This window comes from Nonomuraea sp. 10N515B, assembly GCF_052245915.1.
Taxonomy (GTDB): Bacteria; Actinomycetota; Actinomycetes; order Streptosporangiales; family Streptosporangiaceae; genus Nonomuraea.
The window spans coordinates 26,371-46,377 of the sequence record NZ_JBQQBQ010000052.1 but is presented as its reverse complement, the minus strand read 5'-3'; the positions used below and the strand labels follow the sequence as shown (position 1 = coordinate 46,377).

At 68.1% G+C, this 20,007-nt stretch carries 20 protein-coding genes; 7 read left to right on the top strand and 13 right to left on the bottom strand.

The features are described 5' to 3' along the window. Positions 1-9: 9 nt before the first annotated feature. On the bottom strand, positions 10-1,281 hold the full coding sequence (locus ACTWQA_RS45220) for a glycosyltransferase (protein WP_443165032.1): 1,272 nt from the start codon (positions 1,279-1,281) through the stop codon (positions 10-12). A 126-nt stretch (positions 1,282-1,407) separates the two neighbouring features. Between ACTWQA_RS45220 and ACTWQA_RS45215 the strand changes: the two genes are divergently transcribed. Beyond that, positions 1,408-2,013 (top strand): TetR/AcrR family transcriptional regulator, encoded by a 606-nt coding sequence (locus ACTWQA_RS45215; protein WP_305918248.1) that lies wholly within the window; start codon positions 1,408-1,410, stop codon positions 2,011-2,013. 5 nt (positions 2,014-2,018) lie between these two features. Here the strand turns inward: ACTWQA_RS45215 and ACTWQA_RS45210 are convergent, their stop codons facing one another. From ACTWQA_RS45210 to ACTWQA_RS45195, 4 genes are read right to left on the bottom strand one after another with little or no spacing between them, the layout of a single operon-like run. Next, entirely contained in the window at positions 2,019-3,068 is a 1,050-nt protein-coding gene (locus tag ACTWQA_RS45210; RefSeq protein ID WP_443165031.1) for an ABC transporter ATP-binding protein, read from the bottom strand. Then, positions 3,055-3,837, bottom strand: coding sequence for an ABC transporter permease (locus tag ACTWQA_RS45205; protein WP_443165030.1), 783 nt, complete (start codon positions 3,835-3,837; stop codon positions 3,055-3,057). Before ACTWQA_RS45205 ends, ACTWQA_RS45210 begins: the two co-directional genes overlap by 14 nt. Next, complete coding sequence (locus ACTWQA_RS45200; protein WP_443165029.1) at positions 3,830-4,696, bottom strand: ABC transporter permease; 867 nt, start codon at positions 4,694-4,696, stop codon at positions 3,830-3,832. Before ACTWQA_RS45200 ends, ACTWQA_RS45205 begins: the two co-directional genes overlap by 8 nt. A 5-nt stretch (positions 4,697-4,701) precedes the next feature. Beyond that, positions 4,702-5,820 (bottom strand): polyamine ABC transporter substrate-binding protein, encoded by a 1,119-nt coding sequence (locus tag ACTWQA_RS45195; protein ID WP_443165028.1) that lies wholly within the window; start codon positions 5,818-5,820, stop codon positions 4,702-4,704. 231 nt (positions 5,821-6,051) lie between these two features. On the opposite strand from ACTWQA_RS45195, the gene ACTWQA_RS45190 reads away from it, so the two are divergent. Together ACTWQA_RS45190 and ACTWQA_RS45185 are read left to right on the top strand one after the other, a co-directional pair. Continuing rightward, the gene (locus ACTWQA_RS45190) at positions 6,052-7,146 is read left to right on the top strand and encodes a hypothetical protein (RefSeq protein WP_443165027.1); all 1,095 of its coding nucleotides are present in this window, start codon (positions 6,052-6,054) and stop codon (positions 7,144-7,146) included. Continuing rightward, a complete protein-coding gene (locus ACTWQA_RS45185; RefSeq protein WP_443165026.1) occupies positions 7,143-8,102 on the top strand; it encodes an SIS domain-containing protein in 960 nt (319 codons plus the stop codon). The genes ACTWQA_RS45190 and ACTWQA_RS45185 overlap by 4 nt, the downstream gene beginning before the upstream one ends. Here the strand turns inward: ACTWQA_RS45185 and ACTWQA_RS45180 are convergent. From ACTWQA_RS45180 to ACTWQA_RS45165, 4 genes are all read right to left on the bottom strand, one after another. Further along, complete coding sequence (locus ACTWQA_RS45180) at positions 8,096-8,662, bottom strand: GTP-binding protein (protein ID WP_305918255.1); 567 nt, start codon at positions 8,660-8,662, stop codon at positions 8,096-8,098. The two genes, ACTWQA_RS45185 and ACTWQA_RS45180, sit on opposite strands and share 7 nt — an antisense overlap. Next, complete coding sequence (locus ACTWQA_RS45175; protein WP_443165047.1) at positions 8,643-8,957, bottom strand: DUF742 domain-containing protein; 315 nt, start codon at positions 8,955-8,957, stop codon at positions 8,643-8,645. The genes ACTWQA_RS45180 and ACTWQA_RS45175 overlap by 20 nt, the downstream gene beginning before the upstream one ends. A 134-nt stretch (positions 8,958-9,091) precedes the next feature. Then, positions 9,092-9,511 (bottom strand): roadblock/LC7 domain-containing protein, encoded by a 420-nt coding sequence (locus tag ACTWQA_RS45170; protein ID WP_305918256.1) that lies wholly within the window; start codon positions 9,509-9,511, stop codon positions 9,092-9,094. Continuing rightward, complete coding sequence (locus ACTWQA_RS45165; protein ID WP_443165025.1) at positions 9,508-12,333, bottom strand: nitrate- and nitrite sensing domain-containing protein; 2,826 nt, start codon at positions 12,331-12,333, stop codon at positions 9,508-9,510. Before ACTWQA_RS45165 ends, ACTWQA_RS45170 begins: the two co-directional genes overlap by 4 nt. 342 nt (positions 12,334-12,675) lie before the next feature. Between ACTWQA_RS45165 and ACTWQA_RS45160 the strand changes: the two genes are divergently transcribed. The 4 genes from ACTWQA_RS45160 (at position 12,676) to ACTWQA_RS45145 (ending at position 17,630) form a co-directional block, all read left to right on the top strand. After that, entirely contained in the window at positions 12,676-13,731 is a 1,056-nt protein-coding gene (locus ACTWQA_RS45160; protein ID WP_443165024.1) for a quaternary amine ABC transporter ATP-binding protein, read from the top strand. After that, entirely contained in the window at positions 13,728-15,644 is a 1,917-nt protein-coding gene (locus tag ACTWQA_RS45155) for an ABC transporter permease (RefSeq protein ID WP_443165023.1), read from the top strand. Before ACTWQA_RS45160 ends, ACTWQA_RS45155 begins: the two co-directional genes overlap by 4 nt. Beyond that, complete coding sequence (locus ACTWQA_RS45150) at positions 15,641-16,609, top strand: ABC transporter substrate-binding protein (RefSeq protein WP_443165022.1); 969 nt, start codon at positions 15,641-15,643, stop codon at positions 16,607-16,609. The genes ACTWQA_RS45155 and ACTWQA_RS45150 overlap by 4 nt, the downstream gene beginning before the upstream one ends. Positions 16,610-16,694: 85 nt before the next feature. Then, positions 16,695-17,630, top strand: coding sequence for an ABC transporter substrate-binding protein (locus ACTWQA_RS45145; RefSeq protein ID WP_443165021.1), 936 nt, complete (start codon positions 16,695-16,697; stop codon positions 17,628-17,630). A gap of 39 nt (positions 17,631-17,669) precedes the next feature. On the opposite strand, the gene ACTWQA_RS45140 is transcribed toward ACTWQA_RS45145, so the two are convergent. From ACTWQA_RS45140 to ACTWQA_RS45125, 4 genes are all read right to left on the bottom strand, one after another. Continuing rightward, on the bottom strand, positions 17,670-18,446 hold the full coding sequence (locus ACTWQA_RS45140) for a TetR/AcrR family transcriptional regulator (protein ID WP_443165020.1): 777 nt from the start codon (positions 18,444-18,446) through the stop codon (positions 17,670-17,672). A gap of 170 nt (positions 18,447-18,616) precedes the next feature. After that, positions 18,617-19,147, bottom strand: coding sequence for a GTP-binding protein (locus ACTWQA_RS45135; RefSeq protein WP_305918263.1), 531 nt, complete (start codon positions 19,145-19,147; stop codon positions 18,617-18,619). Positions 19,148-19,175: 28 nt separating this feature from the next. Then, entirely contained in the window at positions 19,176-19,538 is a 363-nt protein-coding gene (locus ACTWQA_RS45130) for a DUF742 domain-containing protein (protein ID WP_138665684.1), read from the bottom strand. Between the two features lie 26 nt (positions 19,539-19,564). After that, the gene (locus ACTWQA_RS45125) at positions 19,565-19,987 is read right to left on the bottom strand and encodes a roadblock/LC7 domain-containing protein (protein ID WP_443165019.1); all 423 of its coding nucleotides are present in this window, start codon (positions 19,985-19,987) and stop codon (positions 19,565-19,567) included. Positions 19,988-20,007: the final 20 nt, after the last annotated feature.

Sequence of the window (20,007 nt, the reverse complement as noted above, 5' to 3'; positions counted from 1 at the left end):
GTCAAATCCTTACTGGCCGAGCTGCTCGATCAGGTCGGCGGCCTTGCGCAGGCCGTCGCGACGCCGGATCTCCTCGCCCGCGGCGGCGAGCCGCACCCGCAGCTCGGTGTCGCCGAGCAGCCGCGCGATCGCCCCGGTCAGTTCCTCGTCGGTGAAGGCGTAGGTCGAAAGCCTGACACCATAGCCCAATTCATCGACCCGCTGGGCGTTGTCGTACTGGTCCCAGAAGAGCGGCAGCAGGATCATCGGCTTGCCGAAGTGCAGCGCCTCGGTGGTCGTGTTGTTGCCGCCGTGGGTGATGACCAGGTCGCACTGCGGGATGATCTTGGTCTGCGGGAGGAACTCCGCGCCCCACATGTTGTCGGCCAGCTTGATCTCCTCGTGCAGCGGGCCCTTGGAGACGATGTACTGGTGCGAGGTGGTGGCCAGCACGTCGACCACCCGCTGCATGAGCTCCACGTCGGAGGAGCCGAGCGAGCCGAGCGAGAAGTAGATCAGCGAGCCCTCGTTACGCTCGAAGGGCAGCGTGAACTCCTCGTCCGTCTCACGGACCGAGGAGTCGAGCCGGTGCCAGGCCGGGCCGAGCGGGCGGGCGTCGGTGTAGTCGAGGATCTCCGGATAGACGTAGAGGTTCAGGTCGCCCTGGTGGATGAAGTCGAGGTCGGGCAGCGGCTCGGTGCCCTGCTCGACGCACCACTCGTTGAAGGCGCTCCACAGCTCGCGGTGCGTGCGGTCGTACTCGGCGCGGAAGGCGTCCCACTCGGCGCGGTCGTCCGCGGGCAGGCCGGAGAAGACCGGCGCGATGTCCTCCCCGCGCACCTCCAGCGGGTTGCAGGAGACGATGCGGACGAACTTCTTGCCCGCCGTGAGCAGCGCCGGGAACGTGATCACGTTGTCCTCGACGATGATGTCCGGGTTCACCCGCTCGATGATGGCCTTGAGCTGCGGCTCGCAGTATTTCACGCCGTCGATCAGCTCGGCCCAGATGGGCGCGGTGACGGTCTCGAGCTGCTCCTTCGTGCTCTTGCGGTATTCGGGCGCGGTCTCGCGGATGAAGTCCTTCCAGAACTGCCCCGGGTCCTGCTCCTCGGCGTTCTCGGGCGGCGGCGCGAGGTCGACCAGGTCTTCCTCGAAGCCGAGCGCCTCCAGCTTGCCCTTCCACGACGCCTCCGCGGCGAAGACGACGCGGTGGCCGCGGCGGCGCAGGATGTCGCCGATGCCGATGGAGTTGTTGGTCGGGCCGTACGCGCTTTCCGGCATGAACAGGATCGTGAGAGACATCGACACTCCGGGGGATCTTCAGCGAGTTGAAGGAGAATTCAAAAACGTATCTAGCGTGAAGGTCAAGTTAAGGGCACTATGGTCACGGCTAACTGAACGGTAACCGAAGACGTGAAGGTGGTGGGGGTGGCCAAGCGCAAGAGCCGGAGCGACCGCCGTCTCGACTTGATCGAGGCCGCGCGCAAGGCCATCGTCCGCCACGGCATCGATGGTGTACAGCTCTCGCACGTCGCCGAGGAGGCCGGGCTGACCTCCGGAGCCGTCCTCTACCACTACCCCAACCTCAGTGACCTGCTGGTCGAGGCGCAGCACGCGGGGATGGAACGCTTCTACGAGCAGCGGATGCGCCGGCTGGCCGACTTCACCGACCCGGCCGAGAAGCTGGTCGTCACGATCAGGTCCGGGTTGCCGACCGGACCGCTCGACCCGGACGTGCGCCTGCTCAACGAGCTGGGCGGGGCCGCGGGCCGCAACTGGGTCTACGGCGTCCTGCTCTCCTCGCTCTACGACCGCCAGGTGTCGATGTACCAGGCGATCCTGGACACGGGGGCCGCGCTCGGCGTGTTCCGGCTGAGCTCGGACTCCCTGACGATCGCGCGCAACCTGGTGGCCCTGGAGGACGCGTACGGTTACCGCATCACGGCGAGGCACCCGGTGATCGGACCGGATGAGGCGGCGGAGCTGATCCTGTCGTACGCCCGTGCGGCCACGGGCAACGACCTGGCACTCTGATCGGTTCATTGATCCACCGCCACGATCACGGCGTCCTGGGCGTTCCAGCGCACCTTGACCTTGGCGCCCGTCTGCACCGAGCTCGCCCCCTGCACGGCCACCAGCACCGGCTTGGGATGCCCCGGCACGTCCACGGAGATGTGCGACACGCCGCCGTAGAAGCTGACGTCCAGGACGCTGCCCGCCAGGCCCCTGACCGCGCTCTCGTCGGCGAGCTCGACCTTTTCCGGGCGTACCGCCAGCAGAGCCGGTGAGCCGGCTGTGAGCTCCGTGAGCGGCGCACCGGGCAACATGCCGAACGCGTCGCTCTTGAGCGCGTCCATGCCGCTCGCGGCGCCGCGGAAGAGGTTGTTGGCGCCGACGAAGTCCGCCACGAACGGCGAGCGCGGCCGCTCGTAGAGCGCGACCGGCTCGTCCACCTGGCGCACCTTGCCGCTGTCGAAGACCGCGATGCGGTCGGCCAGCGACATGGCCTCCTCCTGGTCGTGGGTGACGACCACGAACGTGATGCCGACCTCGTGCTGCAGCCGCTTGAGCTCCAGTTGCATGTCCGCGCGGACCTTCTTGTCCAGGGCCGACAGGGGCTCGTCGAGCAGCAGCAGGCGGGGCCGCTTGACGATGGAGCGGGCCAGCGCCACCCGCTGCCGCTGCCCGCCGGACAGCTGAGCGGGCTTGCGGTTCGCGTGCTGGGAAAGGCCGACCGTCTCCAGCACCTCGCCGACACGCTGCTTGATCTCCTGGCGGGGCAGCCGCTCGCGCTCCAGTCCGTACGCCACGTTCTTGGCGACGGTCATGTGCGGAAACAGCGCATACGACTGGAACATGAGGCTGATCGGCCGCCGGTTGGGCGCCTTGGACAGCAGGTCGTCCCCGTCGAGCGTCACCTTGCCCGCGTCCGGCGTCTCGAACCCGGCGACGATGCGCAGCAGGGTCGTCTTGCCGCACCCGGAGGGCCCCAGGAGGGCGAAGAACTCGCCCTGCTCGATCTGGAGCGAGACGTCGTCGAGCGCGGTGACGTTCCCGAACGCGCGGCTGACGCCGTCAATCTTGAGCACGTGACTTCTCCCCGATCTTGGTCATCCGCTGCCCGGCGATCACCGCCGTGAAGCTCACCAGGAGCAGGATCGCGGCCAGCGCGTTGATCTTCGGGGTCACCCCGAAACGAAGCATGGAGTAGATGACGATCGGCAGCGTCGGCTCGGCGTTCCCGATCGTGAAGAAGGCGATCACGAACTCGTCCAGCGACAACGTGAACGCCAGCAGCGCGCCCGCGACAATGCCGGGCGCCAGCTGCGGCAGCGTGATCCGCATGAACGTGACCACCGGCCCGGCCCCCAGGTCGCGCGAGGCCTCCTCCAGCGAGGCGTCGGCGCCCGCGAGCCTGGTCCGCACCACTGCCGCCACGAACGCCATGGAGAAGAGCGCGTGCGCGAGCGTCACCGAATACAGGCCCAGCGTGAGCTGGATCATCCCGTAGAAGACCAGCAGCCCGATCGCCAGCACGAGGTCGGGCAGCACGGCCGGCATCAGCGCGATCGCGTCGAGGGTCTTGGACCTGGTGTATCTGGCCAGCCCGACGGCCAGCAGCGTACCCAGCACCGTGGCGATCGCGGTCGAGCCGGTGGCCACGATCAACGTGTTGACCAGGCCGGTCGCGATCCGATCGTCGGCGGCCAGCTCGCCGTACCACTTGAGGCTGAACCCCTCGTAGGTGTACGCCGACCTGCCCGCGTTGAACGACATGACCACCAGCACGGCGATCGGCAGGTAGAGGAAGACGTACGTGGCCCAGAACGGGACGTACAGGAGCTTTGACCTACGCACGGCGGGCCGCCCATGCCTGCGCGATCAGCAGCACGATCAGCACCGCGATGAGCGCCAGCGCCAGCGTCGAGCCGAACGGCCAGTCGCGCGCCTTCAGGAACTGGTCGCGGATGAGGTTGCCCACCATGATCGACTTGTTGCCGCCCAGAATCTCGGGGATGACGAAGTTGCCGAAGCTGGGCACGAACACGAACAGGCACCCGGTCAGCACGCCCGGCACCGTGAGCGGCAGCGTGACCTTCCTGAAGGTGGTGAACCCGGAAGCCCCGAGGTTCGCCGACGCCTCCCGCAGTTGCGGGTCGAGCCGCTCGATCGCCGAGTACAGCGGGAGCACCATCAGCGGCAGGTAGGAGTAGAGCAGCCCGGTGACGATCGCGCCCTGGTTGTAGAGCAGCTCGTACGGCCCCAGCCCGAGTGCCTTCAGCCCGCTGTTGACCAACCCGGGGCCACTGAGCAGCATGATCCAGGCGTAGACCCGGATGATGAAGTTCGTCCAGAACGGCAGCACGATGGCGACCAGCGCGATCGTCTTCCACTTGGGCGGCAGCTGGGCGATCACGTACGCCGTCGGATAGCCGATGAGCAACGCGATCAGCGTCGTCAGGCCGGCGATCTTCAGCGAGTTGCCGACCACGCCCAGGTAGAGCGGGTCGATCAGGCGGGTGAAGTTCTCGATCGTGAACTCGTACACGACGCCGCCGAAGCGCCCGCGCTGGAACACCGTGTAGCTCAGCACCAGCGCCAGCGGCGCCAGCAGCAACACCACCAGGTAGGTCAGCCCGGGCGAAAGGAAAACGAACGCGCCCAGCCGGCGGCCCCTGGAGCGGGGCGCCGGCCGGGCCTTTGCCTCTGACTTCACCGCAATTACGACTGCGCCGTGACTTCGGTCGACAGGCGGGTGTACTTGGTCGACGCCTGCCCCAGGTCGATGATCGCCTCACCGTTGAGCAGCTCGGCGGGCTTGATGCCGAGCAGCGAGCCCTCGGGGACCTGCACCTTGTCCATGGCGGCCTTGTTGGGGACCTTGTAGTTGATGTTCGCGGCGGCCCAGCTGTGGATCTCGGGGTCGAGGATGTAGTTGATCAGGGCGTGCGCCGCCTCCTTGTTCTTGGAGGTCTTCATGATCACCATCGTGTCCACCCAGAGGTCGCTGCCCTCCTTCGGCACCACGAACTTGATGTTCTTCTCGGAGGTCGGGCACCAACCGTCCCACGCCTCGACCATGACGGCCTCGCCGGACTTCAGCTTGTCGCCGAACGTGGTGTCGTCGTAGCCGAGCAGGTGCGGCTTGGCCGAGAGCAGCAGCTCCTTGGCCTTGGCGATCTCGTCGTCCTTGTCGGTGTTGACCGAATAGCCGAGCGACTTGAGCGCGGGCAGGGCCAGCCAGCGCTCGGTGGTCATCATCGTGACCTTCTTGTCGGCCCAGGCGGGCGGCTTGAGAAGATCGTTCCAGCTCGTCACCGGGGTCTTCGCCAGGTCGGTGCGGTAGCAGATGCCCGTCGTGCCCCAGGTGTAGGGCACGGAGTACTTGTTGCCCTTGTCGTAGGAGAGCTGGGTGGCCTCCGGGTAGAGGTTGGCCAGGTTGGGGATCAGCTCGGCGTGGATGGGCTCGAGCAGGCCCTGCTCGTTGAGCGCCTGGGCGTACTGGCCGGACACGAACGCCACGTCGACGCCGCTGTCACCGGGGGCGGTGAGCTTGGTCATCGCCTCCTCGTTCGTGGCATGCAGGCCGATCTTCATGTCCTTGACCTTGAGCTTCTCCTTGACCTTCTCGGGAAGCTCCTTGGGCGTGTAGCCGTCCCAGACCGTCACCTGGAGCGTCTGCTGCGACAGATCCGCGTTGGGCTTGAGCTGGTCGGCCGTCGCCGCGGTCGTGCCTTGTGGGCTGGTCGACGACTCACCGCCGCACGCCGCGACGGCGAGCGCGAGGCCGGCCGCCGCGACGGCGGCCGGAAGACGACGGGTGAACCGGATTCGGGACACGGCCGCTACTCCTTCTGAATGTGCGATGTACGAGGGGTCGCGCGACCTTACCGGACACAGCAGACCAGAGCAGGAGTGTTGCAGCAGAAATCAACATGAGCAAGACTTTTCCCCACATTGCTACCAGGAAGTTTGCTCTTCGTGTTGAATTGGTATTCAATTCGCCAGAGATTGATCTCTCTCGGTGAGAAACCCCTTACCGCCCGAGACCGCGGGTTCACCGCGGCTGTTTTGGCGGTGTTGGAGGGTGAGGCGCCGCCGCCGTTCGCCGTGCGCCGCTTCCTTCCGTTGCCCACCCTCTCGTACGAGCGCGGAGATCTCCACACTGGGGTCCCAGCAGAGCGTGACTTCGGCGCTCACGTGGACCAGACGAACTACTCGGTCGTGGTGGAGGAGAAGGTCGTCGTCAAGTGGCTGACCCCGCCGGTGCCGCTGCCCCATCCCACCCCTGAGATCTTCGCCCACCTCGTTGAGGCGGGCTTCAACGACACCGCTCCGCCCTACGCGGCTCTGACCGGGCCGGTGGACGGGCGCGAGTGCCTCCTGGCCCTGGTCACCGGCTATCTCCCCGAGGCGAGGGACGGTTGGGAATGGTGCGTGGACGAAGCCGAGGCAGGCAGGACCGTCTTCGCCGCCGACCTCGGCCGGCTCGCCGCCGATCTCCACCTCGCCCTCGCCACCCTGCCGCACGCCCCCACCTCGCCGCACCGGCCCACCGCCGGTGCGGCTGCCGACCCCAGCGCCGGTGCGGCGACCGGCCGGACGGCGGCCAGGGCGGAGGCGGCGTTGGACGAGGCGCTGGACGTCACGGACGGCGAGGACGGGCGCTGGCTGGCCACGCGCGCCGGGCACCTCAGACGCGAGCTGGCCCGCCTGCACCGGCCCATCACCACCCCACGCATCAGGATCCACGGCGACCTCCACGTGGGCCAGATACTCAAATGGCGAGACGGCTACGCGGTCATCGACTTCGACGGCAACCCCACCGTCACGGACGCGGACCCGCATCAACCCGCCGCCAGGGACGTGGCCCAGCTGACGACGAGCCTGGAGCACGTGGCCCAGGTGGCGATCAAGAGACGCGGCCTGCCACCCGAAGAAGCAGCGTCGTGGGCGGCCAAGGCCCGCGCGATCATGCTGACCGCCTACAAGGCCCGCCTGGCCGCGCGGAACCGCCCGGACCTCCTGGACGAGACCCTGATCCGCCCGTTCGAGGTGGAGCAGGAGTGCCGCGAGCTGATCTACGCCGCCCGTCACCTCCCCCGCTGGCGCTACGCCCCCATGGGCGTCCTCCACACCTGGTACCCCGAGGAGAACATCTCGTGAATTCTGAGCTCTACCTTTCCGACCTGGAGTCCAAGCCGGAGTCCCTCACGGCCCTGGCTGACGTCCTGACCAGGGAAGACCCCTTCGAGAAGCTCCCGCGGAGCACCACAAGGGTGCTGTTCCTCGGCATGGGCAGCTCCCGCTACGCCGCCGGTGTTGCGGCCCTGCGCCTGCGCGCCGCCGGCGTCGACGCGTATGCCGACTACGCCTCGGCGGCGGCCACGTACCCGCCGTCGAAGGACACGCTGGTGATCCCGATCTCGGCGACCGGCGGCAGTAGGGAGACCCTGGAGGCGACCGAACGCTACGCGCAGGGACCGGCGTTCGTGGCGGCCCTCACGAACGCGCCCGGTTCGCCCCTGGCCGGGCGAGCCGACCTGGTGATCCCGATGCACGCGGGCGAGGAGCGCGGCGGCGTGGCCTGCCGCACGTTCCAGCACACCCTGGCGCTCCTGCTGGCCCTGGAGGCGAGACTGACGGGAGCGGCCCGCGACGTGCCCACCCTGATCAAGAAGAGCGCGGAGGCCACGGCGGACCTCTTGGATCGCCGCGACGAGTGGCTGCCCCTGGCCATGGAGCTGCTGGACGGCCCCCACGGCGTCTACACGATCGCCCCGGCCGAGCGCCTGTCGTCGGCCGAGCAGTCGGCGCTGATGTTCAGGGAGGGCCCGCGCCGTCCGGCCGACGCCAGTGAGACGGGCGACTGGGCGCACGTGGACGTGTACCTGACCAAGACCCTCGACTACCGCGCCCTGCTCTTCCCTGGCTCCCGCTACGACGCCCAGGCCATGGACTGGGTACGGGAGCGCGGGTCCACCGTGATCACCGTGGGCGCCGACGTGCCGGACGCCGCGGCGGCCGTCCGTTACGCGCACGATGACGACCCGGACGTGGCGCTGCTGACCGAGACGCTGGTGGCCGAGCTGGTGGCCGCTTACTGGTGGAACGCTCAGTGAGCCCGCACGGCGACCGCGTGCTCCACGAGCGTGATGAGCGTGCGTTTGACCGCCTGCCGGTCCCTGGCGTCCGTCCGGACGATCGGCACATGGGCTGAGAGCGTCAGCGCCTCCCGCACCTCGCTCTCGATGTGCGGGAACTCGCCGTTCCAGCCGTTGAGCCCGACCACGAACGGCATCCCCGACTCCTCGAAGTAGTCGACGGCGGGGAAGCTGTCGGCCAGCCGCATGGAGTCCACGAGCACCACGGCTCCGATGGCCCCGCGGACGAGATCGTCCCACATGAACCAGAACCGGTGCTGTCCAGGCGTGCCGAACAGGTAGAGGATCAGGTCGCTGTCGAGCGTGAGCCGGCCGAAGTCCATGGCCACGGTGGTGGTGGTCTTGCCGGGCGTGTGCTCGAGGTCGTCGATGCCCTCGGAGGCCTCGGTCATCACCGCTTCGGTGGTCAACGGCATGATCTCGGAGACCGCGCCCACGAATGTGGTCTTCCCCACACCGAACCCGCCCGCCACGACGATCTTCGTGGAGGTGAGCCGGCTAGAGCCTGCGAAGTCCACTTAAAACCCTTTCGAGCAGGCCCCTGTCCGGCAGTCCTGCATCCAACTGCGGCTGGTACACCTTGACCAGCCCGTCCGCCTCCATGTCGGCGACCAGCACCCGCGCGACGCCGAGCGGGACGCTCAGCAGCGCGGAGATCTCCGCCACGGACCTGACCTGACGGCACAGCTCGCTGATCGCACGGTATTCGCGGGCGTAGGTCGGGCCGAGCTGCGCCGAGGTGGCCGACGATACCAGTGCCTCCATGGCGAGGTCGCTGCGCGGAGCGGTCCTGCCGCCCGTGACGGCGTACATCCGGACCAGCGAGCTGCGCTCGGCCTCCGGCTCCCCGTTATGCCACGATGCCACGTCTGCTCCTCACTGCGTTCATCTGGCCTCGCCCCGCGAGACGGTCCTGTGATGGATGTCCTCGCTTCGCTGCGGATCCCTCACCGGCGACCGCTGGACAACTCCGCCCGCACGGCCGGCGTCAGCACCTGTCCCGCGCGCTCGACCAGGATCGTCATCTGGTACGCCACCAGCCCCATGTCGCAGTCGGGCGCGGCCAGCACCGCCAAGGAAGATCCGTCGCTGATCGACATCACCAGCAGCAACCCGCGGTCCATCTCGACGAGGGTCTGGGTGACGCTTCCGGCTTCGAAGACCCTCGCGGAGCCCTGGGTGAGGCTGACGAGCCCGGCGGCGATGGCGGCCAGTTGGTCGGCGCGGTCCTTGGGGAAGTCTCGGGAGAACGCCATGGGCAGCCCGTCAGCAGAGACGACCACGGCGTGCGCGACGCCGGGGACCTCGTCGACGAAGCTGCTGACCAGCCAGTTCATGTCCCTGGCGGCTTGGCTCAGCTCCTTCATGAGTCCTCCTCGAGCTCTGAGCGACCCTTGCGCACACCCTGCTGGTAGCTGGCCAGCCTGTTGCGCAGGCGATCAGGAGACAGCGGAGGAGCGGAAGCGGGGGGCGGCTTCGGGTTTGCGGTGCCCGGTACCAGATTCGCTCTCGGCGTCCGCTTCGGCAAGCCAGAGTTCGTAGTCCCGCCCTGAGCGGGCTCCTCGGCCGCACCGGCCGCCTGCCAGCCCTGGTCGGCGGGCGACGACCAGGCGGGGTCCCGGCGGTCGGCGGTGGGCGCCGACTTGGTGAACCAGCTGCTGTCCTCCACGGACGCGAAGATCGGCAGGAACTCGTCCTTGGAAGACGCCGGCGTGGCGAACGAGGGATACGTCGCGGGCGGCGTGGTCACGTCCGGCGGCGGCTCCACGGTGGCCGAGCCGGAGCTCGTGTGCGGCGAGCTGAACCACGACGACGGCTCCGGCGCGGCCGGCGCGACGTCGAACGACGGGTGTCCGGGCCCGTAGGGCGGCGTGGCCGGCTGCCCCTGCCGCGGCACCTCCACGTCCCGCTGGAACCCTGAGCCGAACGGCTCCGACCCGAACGACGGGGAGCCGAACGGCTCGGACGCGAAGGACTGGGAACCGAACGGCTCCGACGCGAAGGACTGGGAACCGAACGGCTCCGACGCGAAGGACTGGGAACCGAACGGCTCCGACGCGAACGCCTCTGAGGCGAACGGCTGCTGCTCCGACCCGAACGGCTCCGACCCGAACGACGGGGAGCCGAACGACGACTGGGACCCGAACGGCTGCCGGGCCGGCGGCTGCATGCTGTGCGGCTGGGCGGCGGGCGACTGAGCGGCGGACGGCTGCATGGCGGGCATCGTGCCGGGCACGTCGGTGAGCAGCATCGGCGGGATGAGCACCATGGCCGTCAACCCGCCGATGTCCTGGCGGCGCAGCTGGACCCGGATGTTGTGCCGCAGCGCCAACCGGCCGACCACGAACAACCCCATGCGGCGCGACACCGACACATCCACCACCGGCGGGTTGGCCAGCCGCCAGTTCGCCTCGCCCAGCTCCTCCTGGCTCATGCCGATGCCGTTGTCGGTGACCGACAACATCAGCGAGCCGCCGTCGATGCGGCTGCTGGAGATGATGACCTTGGTGTCCCGCGAGGAGAACGAGACCGCGTTCTCGATGAGCTCCGCCAGGAGGTGCACCGCGTCGGTGACGGCCTGCCCGGCGATCGCGACGTCCGACTGCACCTGGATGCTGACCCGGTCGTAGCTCTCGACCTCGCCGAGCGCGGCACGCACGATGTCCATCAGCTCGACAGGCTCGCTCCACTTTCGCGCGGCCTCCTGCCCGGCCAGGACCAGCAGGTTCTCGCTGTTGCGGCGCATGCGGGTAGCCAGGTGGTCGAGCTTGAACAGGTCGCCGAGCCGGGCGTCGTCACGCTCGCCCCGCTCCAGCTTCTCGATCAGCGTCAGCTGCCGCTCGACCAGCGTCTGGCTGCGCCGCGACAGGTTGACGAACATGGCGTTGACATTGGCGCGCAGCCGCGCCTCGTCGCCGGCCAGCCGCACGGCCTCGCGGTGCACCTCGTCGAAGGCGCGGGCGAGCTCGCCGACCTCGTCCTTGGAGAAGATCCCGATGGGCGGCACCTCGACGTCGACCGCGCCGTCGCGGGACTCGCGCACGTGCTGGACGAAGGCGGGCAGCCGCTTGCCGGCGATCTCCAGGGCCTCGCCGCGCAGCCGGCGCAGCGGCCGCACGAGCGACCTGGCCACCCCGGTGGTGATCAGCAACACGGCCACCATCAGCGCGAGCACGGCGCCCGCAGTCACGAACGCGCGCTGCCGCTCGTCCGCGCTGAGCGCCTCGCTGCGGGCCACGATGCCCTGGGCCTGGCGGTCCTCGACCTTCCGCATGGAGTCGACGACGACGTTGGACGCCTCGTACCACTCCTTGGCGTCGTCGCGCTTGCCCAGATCGAGCCCGCGGAGCGGGAGCCCGTTCGTGGCCCTGATCAGCACCAGCTCGCGCAGGAACAACATGCGCTCGGCGGTGTTGCCGTTGACGGTCTCGTCGAAGAAGCGGCGCTCCTCGGCGGTGGCCTCAGCGGCGAAGCCCTTGCGCTCGTTGGTCTCCTTGGACTGCTCGCCGAGGAAGCGCTTGAGCTGGTCCTGATCGAACGCGCCCTCCACCAGCACGACCGTGACCAGCGCCTGCTGGTAGGAGACGCTCTCCTTGGCCCGGGCCAGCGCGTCGAGCATGCGGGTCTGGCGGAACAGCTCGTCGTCGGCGCTGCCCTTGATCAGCTCGTTGTGCACGGACAGCAGGTCGTTGATCACCGTCGTGTAGAGCTCGACGGCGGGTCCGGGCAGCAGGTTGGCGTCCAGCGCCTGCTTGCGCAGGGCCGTCAGGTCGTCGAGGCGATTGAGCAGCTGCTCGAGCTGGTCCTCGGTACGGCCAGTGACCTCGCTCGTCAGCCGCCTGGCGATGCCCCGCACGTCCGTGGCCGCCGAGTCCACCTCGGTCATCTGGGCCCGCACGTCGGCCAGCCCGTCGGCGGGCCGGTTGCGCGCGATGTACCAGGCGGTCCTGGCGCGTTCGCCGGAGACGGCGTGGGTGAGGGCGCCCAGTTCCTGCGACAGCTGCGCGAACTGGTTCGTCCGTGCGAAGTCACCGGCCGCGGCTGTCGAGGCGAGCACCTGGATGCCGCCCAGTAGCACGGCTGCGGCCGTCGGAATCAGGATCAGGGCGACGAGCCGTGCGCGGACACGCCAATTTCGCAGGCGCCAGTTACCCTCGCTGGCTTGCCTCTGGCCCAGCTCTGTACTCACCGAACGCACCTCGCCCGGGATCGGCATATTTGTTGGGGTGCTGTGTCCCATGAGGAAATCAGCAAGTGCCGGTAATTGGAACACATCACACGCAGGGGAGGCTACCCGAACATAACTTGGCAAAATTGAAGTTCTGTGACTGAAGGGACAAACCTGGAACTCCATCTACAGGCCCGAGAAGTGAGAAATAAACCAATAACTCACCTCATGTCAACATATGGGTGATTTGAACGTTTCAACCCGCATAACACGCCGGAGGCACCCCGGTCTCCGGACGGTCACAACATTGAGATTGACGTTATTCACCACATATGTTGAGCCCCGGCAAACGAGGAGGCGAGTGTGGGGGATTCTCCCGACAGCGCGGCAATCACTGTTGAGGGCCTTTGGAAGATCTTCGGGGCCAGGGCGCAAAAGGTGCTGGACAGCGAGGACCGGCGTCTCGAGCCTGCCGCGCTACGCGAGAAGACCGGCTGCACCGCCGCCGTCAGGGACGTGAGCTTCGAGGTGCGTCCCGGCGAGGTCTTCGTGGTCATGGGCCTGTCAGGCAGTGGCAAGTCCACCCTCGTACGCTGCCTCACCCGGCTCATCGAGCCCAGCGCGGGCGAGATCAGGATCGGCGGCGAGGACATCGGCCGCGCCTCCCCCGCCCGGCTCCGCGAGATCCGCCGCCACCAGGTCAGCATGGTCTTCCAGCACTTCGGCCTGCTGCCGCACCGCAAGGTGATCGACAACGTGGCGTACGGCCTGGAGATCCAGGGCACGCCCAAGGCGGCCAGGCACGCGCGGGCCGGCGAGATCCTGACGCTCGTCGGCCTCGACGGGTACGCCGACGCCTACCCGGACCAGCTCTCCGGCGGCATGCAGCAGCGCGTCGGCCTGGCCAGGGCCCTGGCGGTCGACCCGCAGGTGATGTTGTTCGACGAGCCGTTCAGCGCGCTCGACCCGCTGATCAGGCGGGACATGCAGGCCGAGGTGATCCGCCTGCACCGCGAGGTCGGCAAGACGATGGTGTTCATCACCCACGACCTGTCCGAGGCGCTCAAGCTGGGCGAGCGGATCGCGATCATGCGGGCCGGCTCGATCGTGCAGCTCGGCACCGCGGAGGAGCTGGTGGGCGCGCCCGCCGACGACTACGTATCCGACTTCGTCCGCGACGTGCCCAGGAGCCACGTGCTGACGTTGCGCTGGATCTGCCGCGACCCCGAGCCCGGCGAGCCGTTGGACGGGCCGGAGCTGCCGGTCACCACGGTCATCAAGGACGCGATCGGCCTGGCCTCCGCCTCGGGCCGCCCGATCAAGGTGGTGGACGGCGACGGCCTGGTGGGGGTCGTGGACCGCGTGGACTTGCTGACCTTCCTCTCGGGGCAGGACGTCCCGGTCACGGCGGGCGCATGAGCACGACCACCGCTGTCAGCGCGCCGTCCAGGGTGAAGCTGCCCCGATGGGCCGCGCCGGCCGGGGCCGCCGTCCTGTTCGCGGCGGCGTACCTGGTCTTCCGCGGCACGGGGACGCTGCCGCACGACCAGGAGGCGCCGCAGTTCCTGGCCATCACCGAGCTGCGCGAGTGGATCGACGACCACCGCAACGACAATCCGCTCTTCCTGTACTTCCTCAACTACATCAGGCTCTTCGTCGGCGGGCTCTACGACCTGTTCCAGACCACTCTGTACGCCCTCGGCTGGCCCGGCATCACCGGCGTCATGGGCGCGCTGGCCTGGCTGGCCGGCGGCTGGCGCATTGCCTTGCTCGCGGTCGCGGGGGTGAGCGCGTTCGGCTTCCTCGGCCTTTGGGAGTCGAGCGTGGACACGCTGGCCCTGGTGGCGGCCGCGGTCCTGATGTCGCTGGCGATCGGGATCCCGATCGGTGTCTGGGCCGGGCTGTCGGACCGGGGGCGGCGGGCGATCACGCCGGTGCTGGACGTCATGCAGATCATGCCGACGTTCGCGTACCTGGCGCCGCTGGCGTTGTTCTTCCACATCGGCGCGCCGGCCGGCGCCATCGCGACGATGATCTACGCGATCCCGCCGGCGATCCGCATCACCGCGCTGGCCGTCTCGGAGGTCTCCCCCACCGCCGTCGAGGCGTCCGCGTCGCTGGGCGCCACCCGCCGGCAGACGCTCTTCAAGGTCTACCTGCCGCTGGCCAGGTCCACGATGGCGCTGGCGATCAACCAGACGATCATGATGGCCCTGTCCATGGTCGTCATCGCGAACCTGATCTCCGCCCCCGGCCTGGGCGGCGACATCATCCGCGGCCTGTCACGGGCGCAGGTCGGCATCATGCTCCCGGCCGGCGTAGCCATCGTGATCATGGCGGTGGTGCTCGACCGGATGATGACGGCGGTCTCCCGGCGCGGTCCGCATGCCACCCTCGGCAGGGTCGATCTCATCGCGGCCGGCGTGCTGGGCGTCGGGGGGCTCGCGCTCATCCCCGTGCTCCCGCGAATGTGGCCGGAGAGCTGGACGCTCAACGTGGTCGCCGAGGTCAACGACGCCGTCCTCTGGGCCGAGACCACGTGGTATCCCGTCACGACGTTCATCAAGGACCTCACCACCGAGGGCCTGCTCAACCCGCTGGAAAGGCTGCTCACCTCGGCCCCGTGGTGGCTGGTCGCGCTCGCCGTGCTGGCCGTCGCCTGGCGGGTCAGCGGCGTGCGGCGGGCGCTGACCGCGCTCGGCTGCCTGCTGGCGATCGCGTTGCTCGGCACGTGGGAGCACGCCATGCAGACGATGACCACGGTCGCCGTGGCGGTGCTGCTCACCCTCCTCATCGGCCTGCTGCTCGGGGTGGCCGCGGCCCGCTCGCCACGCTACTCGGCCGTGCAGCGGCCCCTGCTCGACGCCGCGCAGACCATGCCGGCCTTCGTCTACCTGCTGCCGGCCTTGGCGTTGTTCGAGACCACCAGGTTCACCGCGATCTTCGCCTCGATCATCTACGCGGTGCCGCCGGTGGTGCGCCTGGTCGAGGACGGCATCAAGGCCGTGCCGGCCACGGTCGTCGAGGCGGCGACCTCGGCCGGCTCGACGCCCGGCCAACTGCTGTGGAAGGTGCAGCTGCCGATGGCCAGGCAGGCCATCCTGCTCGCCGCCAACCAGGGCATCGTGATGACGCTGGCCATGGTCGTCGTCGGCGGCCTGGTGGGCGCCGGGGCGCTCGGCTACGACGTGGTCCTCGGCTTCTCTCAGCGGACCGACTTCGGACTCGGATTCGTGGCCGGCATCGCGACGGTGCTGCTCGGAGTCATGCTCGACCGCATCACGCAGGGCGCCGACAGGCGCCCTTCCCCCCGAAAGAGGAAGCTCACATGAAGATACGGCTGCTCGCAGGCCTCCTCGTCCTTGGACTCGCCGCCACCGCCTGTGGTGGGGCCACGGTCGAGAGCTCTCCCAGCTCCACCGCCGCGCCGCAGGGCGGCGCCAGCAGTGCCGCGGGGACCGTCAAGATCGCGATCAACCCGTGGATCGGGTACGAGGCCAGCGCGAACGTGGTCGCGTACCTGCTGAAGAACGAGCTCGGCTACAACGTCGAGCTGCCCGAGATCAAGGAGCAGCTGGCCTGGGAAGGCTTCGGGACCGGCGACGTCGACGTCATCATCGAGAACTGGGGCCACCCGGACCTGAAGAAACAGTTCATCGAGGAGAAGAAGGTCGCGGTCGAGGCGGGCTCCACCGGCAACAAGGGCGTCATCGGCTGGTACATCCCGAAATGGATGGCCGAAAAGTACCCCGACATCACCGACTACAAGAACCTCAACAAGTACGCCGAGCTGTTCAAGACCTCCGAGTCCGGTGACAAGGGCCAGCTGCTGTTCGGCGACCCGTCCTACGTCAGCAACGAGGAAGCCCTGATCAAGAACCTCAAGCTGAACTACAAGGTCGTGGTCGGCGGCAGCGAGGCGGCCCTGATCAAGGGCGCCCAGCAGGCGCAGACGCAGCAGAAGCCGCTGCTGTTCTACTTCTGGGACCCGCACTGGCTGTTCAGCAAGACCGACCTGGTCCGGGTCAACCTGCCCGCCTACACCGAGGGTTGCGACGCCGACCCCAAGAAGGTCGCCTGCGACTACCCGGAGATGGACCTCGACAAGATCGTGAGCAAGAAGTTCGCCGACACCGGCGGCAAGGCCTACGACCTCGTCAAGAACTTCAGCTGGACCAACGAGGACCAGAACGCCGTCGCCGACGACATGACCAACAACGGCATGACCGGCGAGCAGGCCGCCAAGAAGTGGGTGGAAGCCAACACCGCCAAGTGGCAGGCCTGGATCCCCAAGTGACCCCCTCGTGCGATCTCAGAGGTCGGCATGAGATCGCCCTGTCACGCCGCGGCCCCCACGGGGGCCGCGGCCGTGGAGACTTCCCATGCGCTTGAAGACGTTCGTCGGGCCGCTGGTCGCGGCCCTGCTCCTGACCGCCTGCACCGGCGAGGAGCCTGAAACCTCCGCCGGGTCCAAGGGGACCGTCAACCTCGACATTCACGCCTGGGTCGGGTACGAGGCCCAGGCCGCCGTGCTCGCCTACCTGCTGGAGCGCGAGCTGGGCTACAAGGTGAACAAGCGGAAGGAGAAGGAAGACCAGTCCTGGCGGGATTTCGAATCCGGCAAGGTCGATGTGATCATCGAAAACTGGGGCCATCCGGACCTGAAGAAGGAGTACATCGACGAGAAGAAGGTGGCCCTGTCGGCCGGCCTCACCGGGAACAAGGGGGTGATCGGCTGGTACGTCCCCGAGTGGATGGTCAAGAAATATCCCGACATTACGGACTACCGAAACCTCGATAAGTACGCACACCTCTTCCGGACCGAGAAGACCGGAAATGCCGGGCAAATCCTGGATGGCGATCCGACGTTCGTCACCAATGACGAGGCTCTCGTGAAGAACCTCGGGCTGAATTACAAGGTCGTCTACTCCGGCAGCGAGGATGCGTTGATCAAGGCGGCGCAGAATGCCACCCGGAACCGGACGCCCCTTTTGATGTATTTCTACGAGCCGCAATGGCTGTTCACCAAGGTCAAACTCGTGAAGATCGCGCTTCCCCCGTATGCCGTGGGTTGTGACGCGGATGCGCGGAAGGTGGCCTGCGACTACCCGCCGTACCTGCTCGACAAGATCGTCAGTAAGCGGTTCGCGGAGAACGGCGGCAAGGCCTACGAACTGGTCCGCAACTTTACCTGGACCAACGACGACCAGAACGCGGTCGCCGGCGCCATGATCAACGAGAAGCTGACCGCCGAAGAGGCCGCGGCCCGGTGGGTGGCGGAGAACAAGATCGTGTGGAAGGACTGGATCCCCCGCTGAGGTCCGGCTTGCCTGCCGCACGCGGTCGGCGACGACCTCTCAGGGCGAAGTAAGCCTTGCCCGCTGGCTGACCAGGGCCTCGATGCCGTCGAGCACGCGCTGCAGGCCGAACTCGAAGGCGTGCTCCGGGCTGTAGGCCGCGTTGAGCGCCTCGCCGGCCGCCTGGCCCACCCTGGCGGCCGTGGGGAAGCGCCCGGGGTCGGCGATGAGGCTGAGGAAGGGCGCGTGCGCGGCCCACCATTGCTCGTCGGTCATCCCCGTCTGGCTCTCGGCCTGCGCGGCCTCCACCGCCCCTCTGGCCGCCCCGTGCACGAAGCCGGTGATCAGCGTGATCACCGAGTCCATCTCCAGGTCCGTCAGGCCGATGCCGTCCACGGCACGCAACTCGTAGTCGTATTTCGCGGTGGCGTTCGGCCCGAGCACCGGCCGGGTTGCCGCGATCTGCAGCAGCCACGGATGCCGCAGGTAGAGCGCCCAGTTCTCCCTGGCGATCTGCTCCAGCCTGCCCCGCCAGCCGCCCGGCGCGTCCTCCGGCCTGGCGGTCTCGCCATAAACCGTGTCGAGCATGACGTCGAACAGCTCCGGCTTGCCGGGCACGTACGTGTAGAGCGACATCGTCCCCACACCCAGCCGCTCGGCCACCCGCCGCATGGACAGCGCCTGCAGCCCCTCAGCGTCGGCCACGTCGATGGCCGCGCGCACGATCCGCTCCACGCTCAGCTCAGGCCTGCCCTTGCGGCTGGTCCGCTCACTGGTCCGCCAGAGCAGCGCCAGGCTGCGGGCGGGATCGCCCTTCCCCGAATACTCCACGGTCACCCTCGTACGGTACAACGTACGGTTACCGGCCGAACGACGTATCCAACGAGAGAATGCGCGGGCAACGGCGAGTCCAGCGGGCCGCAGGCACGCAGTGCGGCGGCCAGCCCGAGGGGGTTCCCAAAATGCCGTTAAAAATCAGCTCAAGCACGCCCCTGACGAACGCGCGCTTAGTGCACCGGCGCCGCGCGAAGGCGGACGACGTGCTCGACCAGCGCGATCAGCGTCGCCTTCACCGACTCGCGGTCACGGGCGTCCGTACGCACCACCGGCACGTGCGACGGGAGCGCGAGCGCCTCCCTGACCTCGTTGTCGGAGTGCAGGAACTGGCCGTCCCAGCCGTTGATGCCGATCACGAAGGGCAGCTTGGCCTCTTCGAAGTAGTCGATCGCGGGGAAACTGTCGGCCAGACGCCGGGTGTCGGTCAGCACGACCGCCCCGATCGCGCCCTTCACCAGGTCGTCCCACATGAACCAGAACCGGTGCTGCCCGGGCGTGCCGAACAGGTAGAGGATCAGGTCGCGGTCGAGCGAGACCCGGCCGAAGTCCATGGCCACGGTCGTGGTCTGCTTGTTCGGGGTCATCCCGAGGTCGTCGATGCCCGCGGACGCGTCGGTCATGACCGCTTCCGTGGTGAGCGGGAGGATCTCCGACACCGCCCCCACGAACGTCGTCTTGCCCACGCCGAACCCCCCGGCCACGACGATCTTCGTCGACGTAAGCCCGGGGCTAGAGCCTGCGTAGTCCACTGAGCACCCTTTCGAGCATGTTGAGGTCTGGCTGTCCCTGGCTGAGGCGTGGCTGGTGCAGGCGGACAAGTCCTTCGTCGGACATGTCCGCCACAAGCACCCGGGCCACGCCCAGCGGGACGCGGAGCAGGGCCGAGATCTCGGCGACCGACCGGAACGTTCTGCACAGCTGCATGATGGCCTCCTGCTCGGGGGTGAGCAGGACCATCTCTTCGTCCGGGATCGACATGGACGAGATCAACGTCTCCATGGCGAGGTGATAGCGCGGCTCGGAACGGCCGCCTGTCACCGCGTAGGGACGGAACAGGGGCTCTTCTTCCCCGATTCCGTCAGTGCCGTACACGGCCCTCTCCCATCAGTTCCATCACATCACCGCGCCCTGGCGGCCTGAAGTTCGGCGCGCAGGGACGGCGTGAGCGCTTGTCCCGCTCTGTCTACCAGCAGCGTCATCTGGTACGCCACCAACCCCATGTCACAATCAGGACCCGCCAGCACCGTCAGCACCGAGCCGTCGCTGATCGCCATGACCAGCAGCAGCCCGCGCTGCATCTCGACGACGGTCTGCGTCACCGCACCGCCCTCGAACACCCTGGACGCGCCCACGGTCAGGCTCAGCAGGCCGGCCGAAACGGCGGCCAGCTGATCGGCCCGATCCGGCGGGAAGCCCTCCGAGGTGGCCAGGGACAGGCCGTCCGCGGAGACCACGACGGCATGCGCGACTCCGGGCGTGTTGCGAACGAAGTCGGTGATCAGCCAGTCGAACCTGTGCGCCTCATGGCTAAGGGTTGTCACGCATCCTCCCCGACGGGACG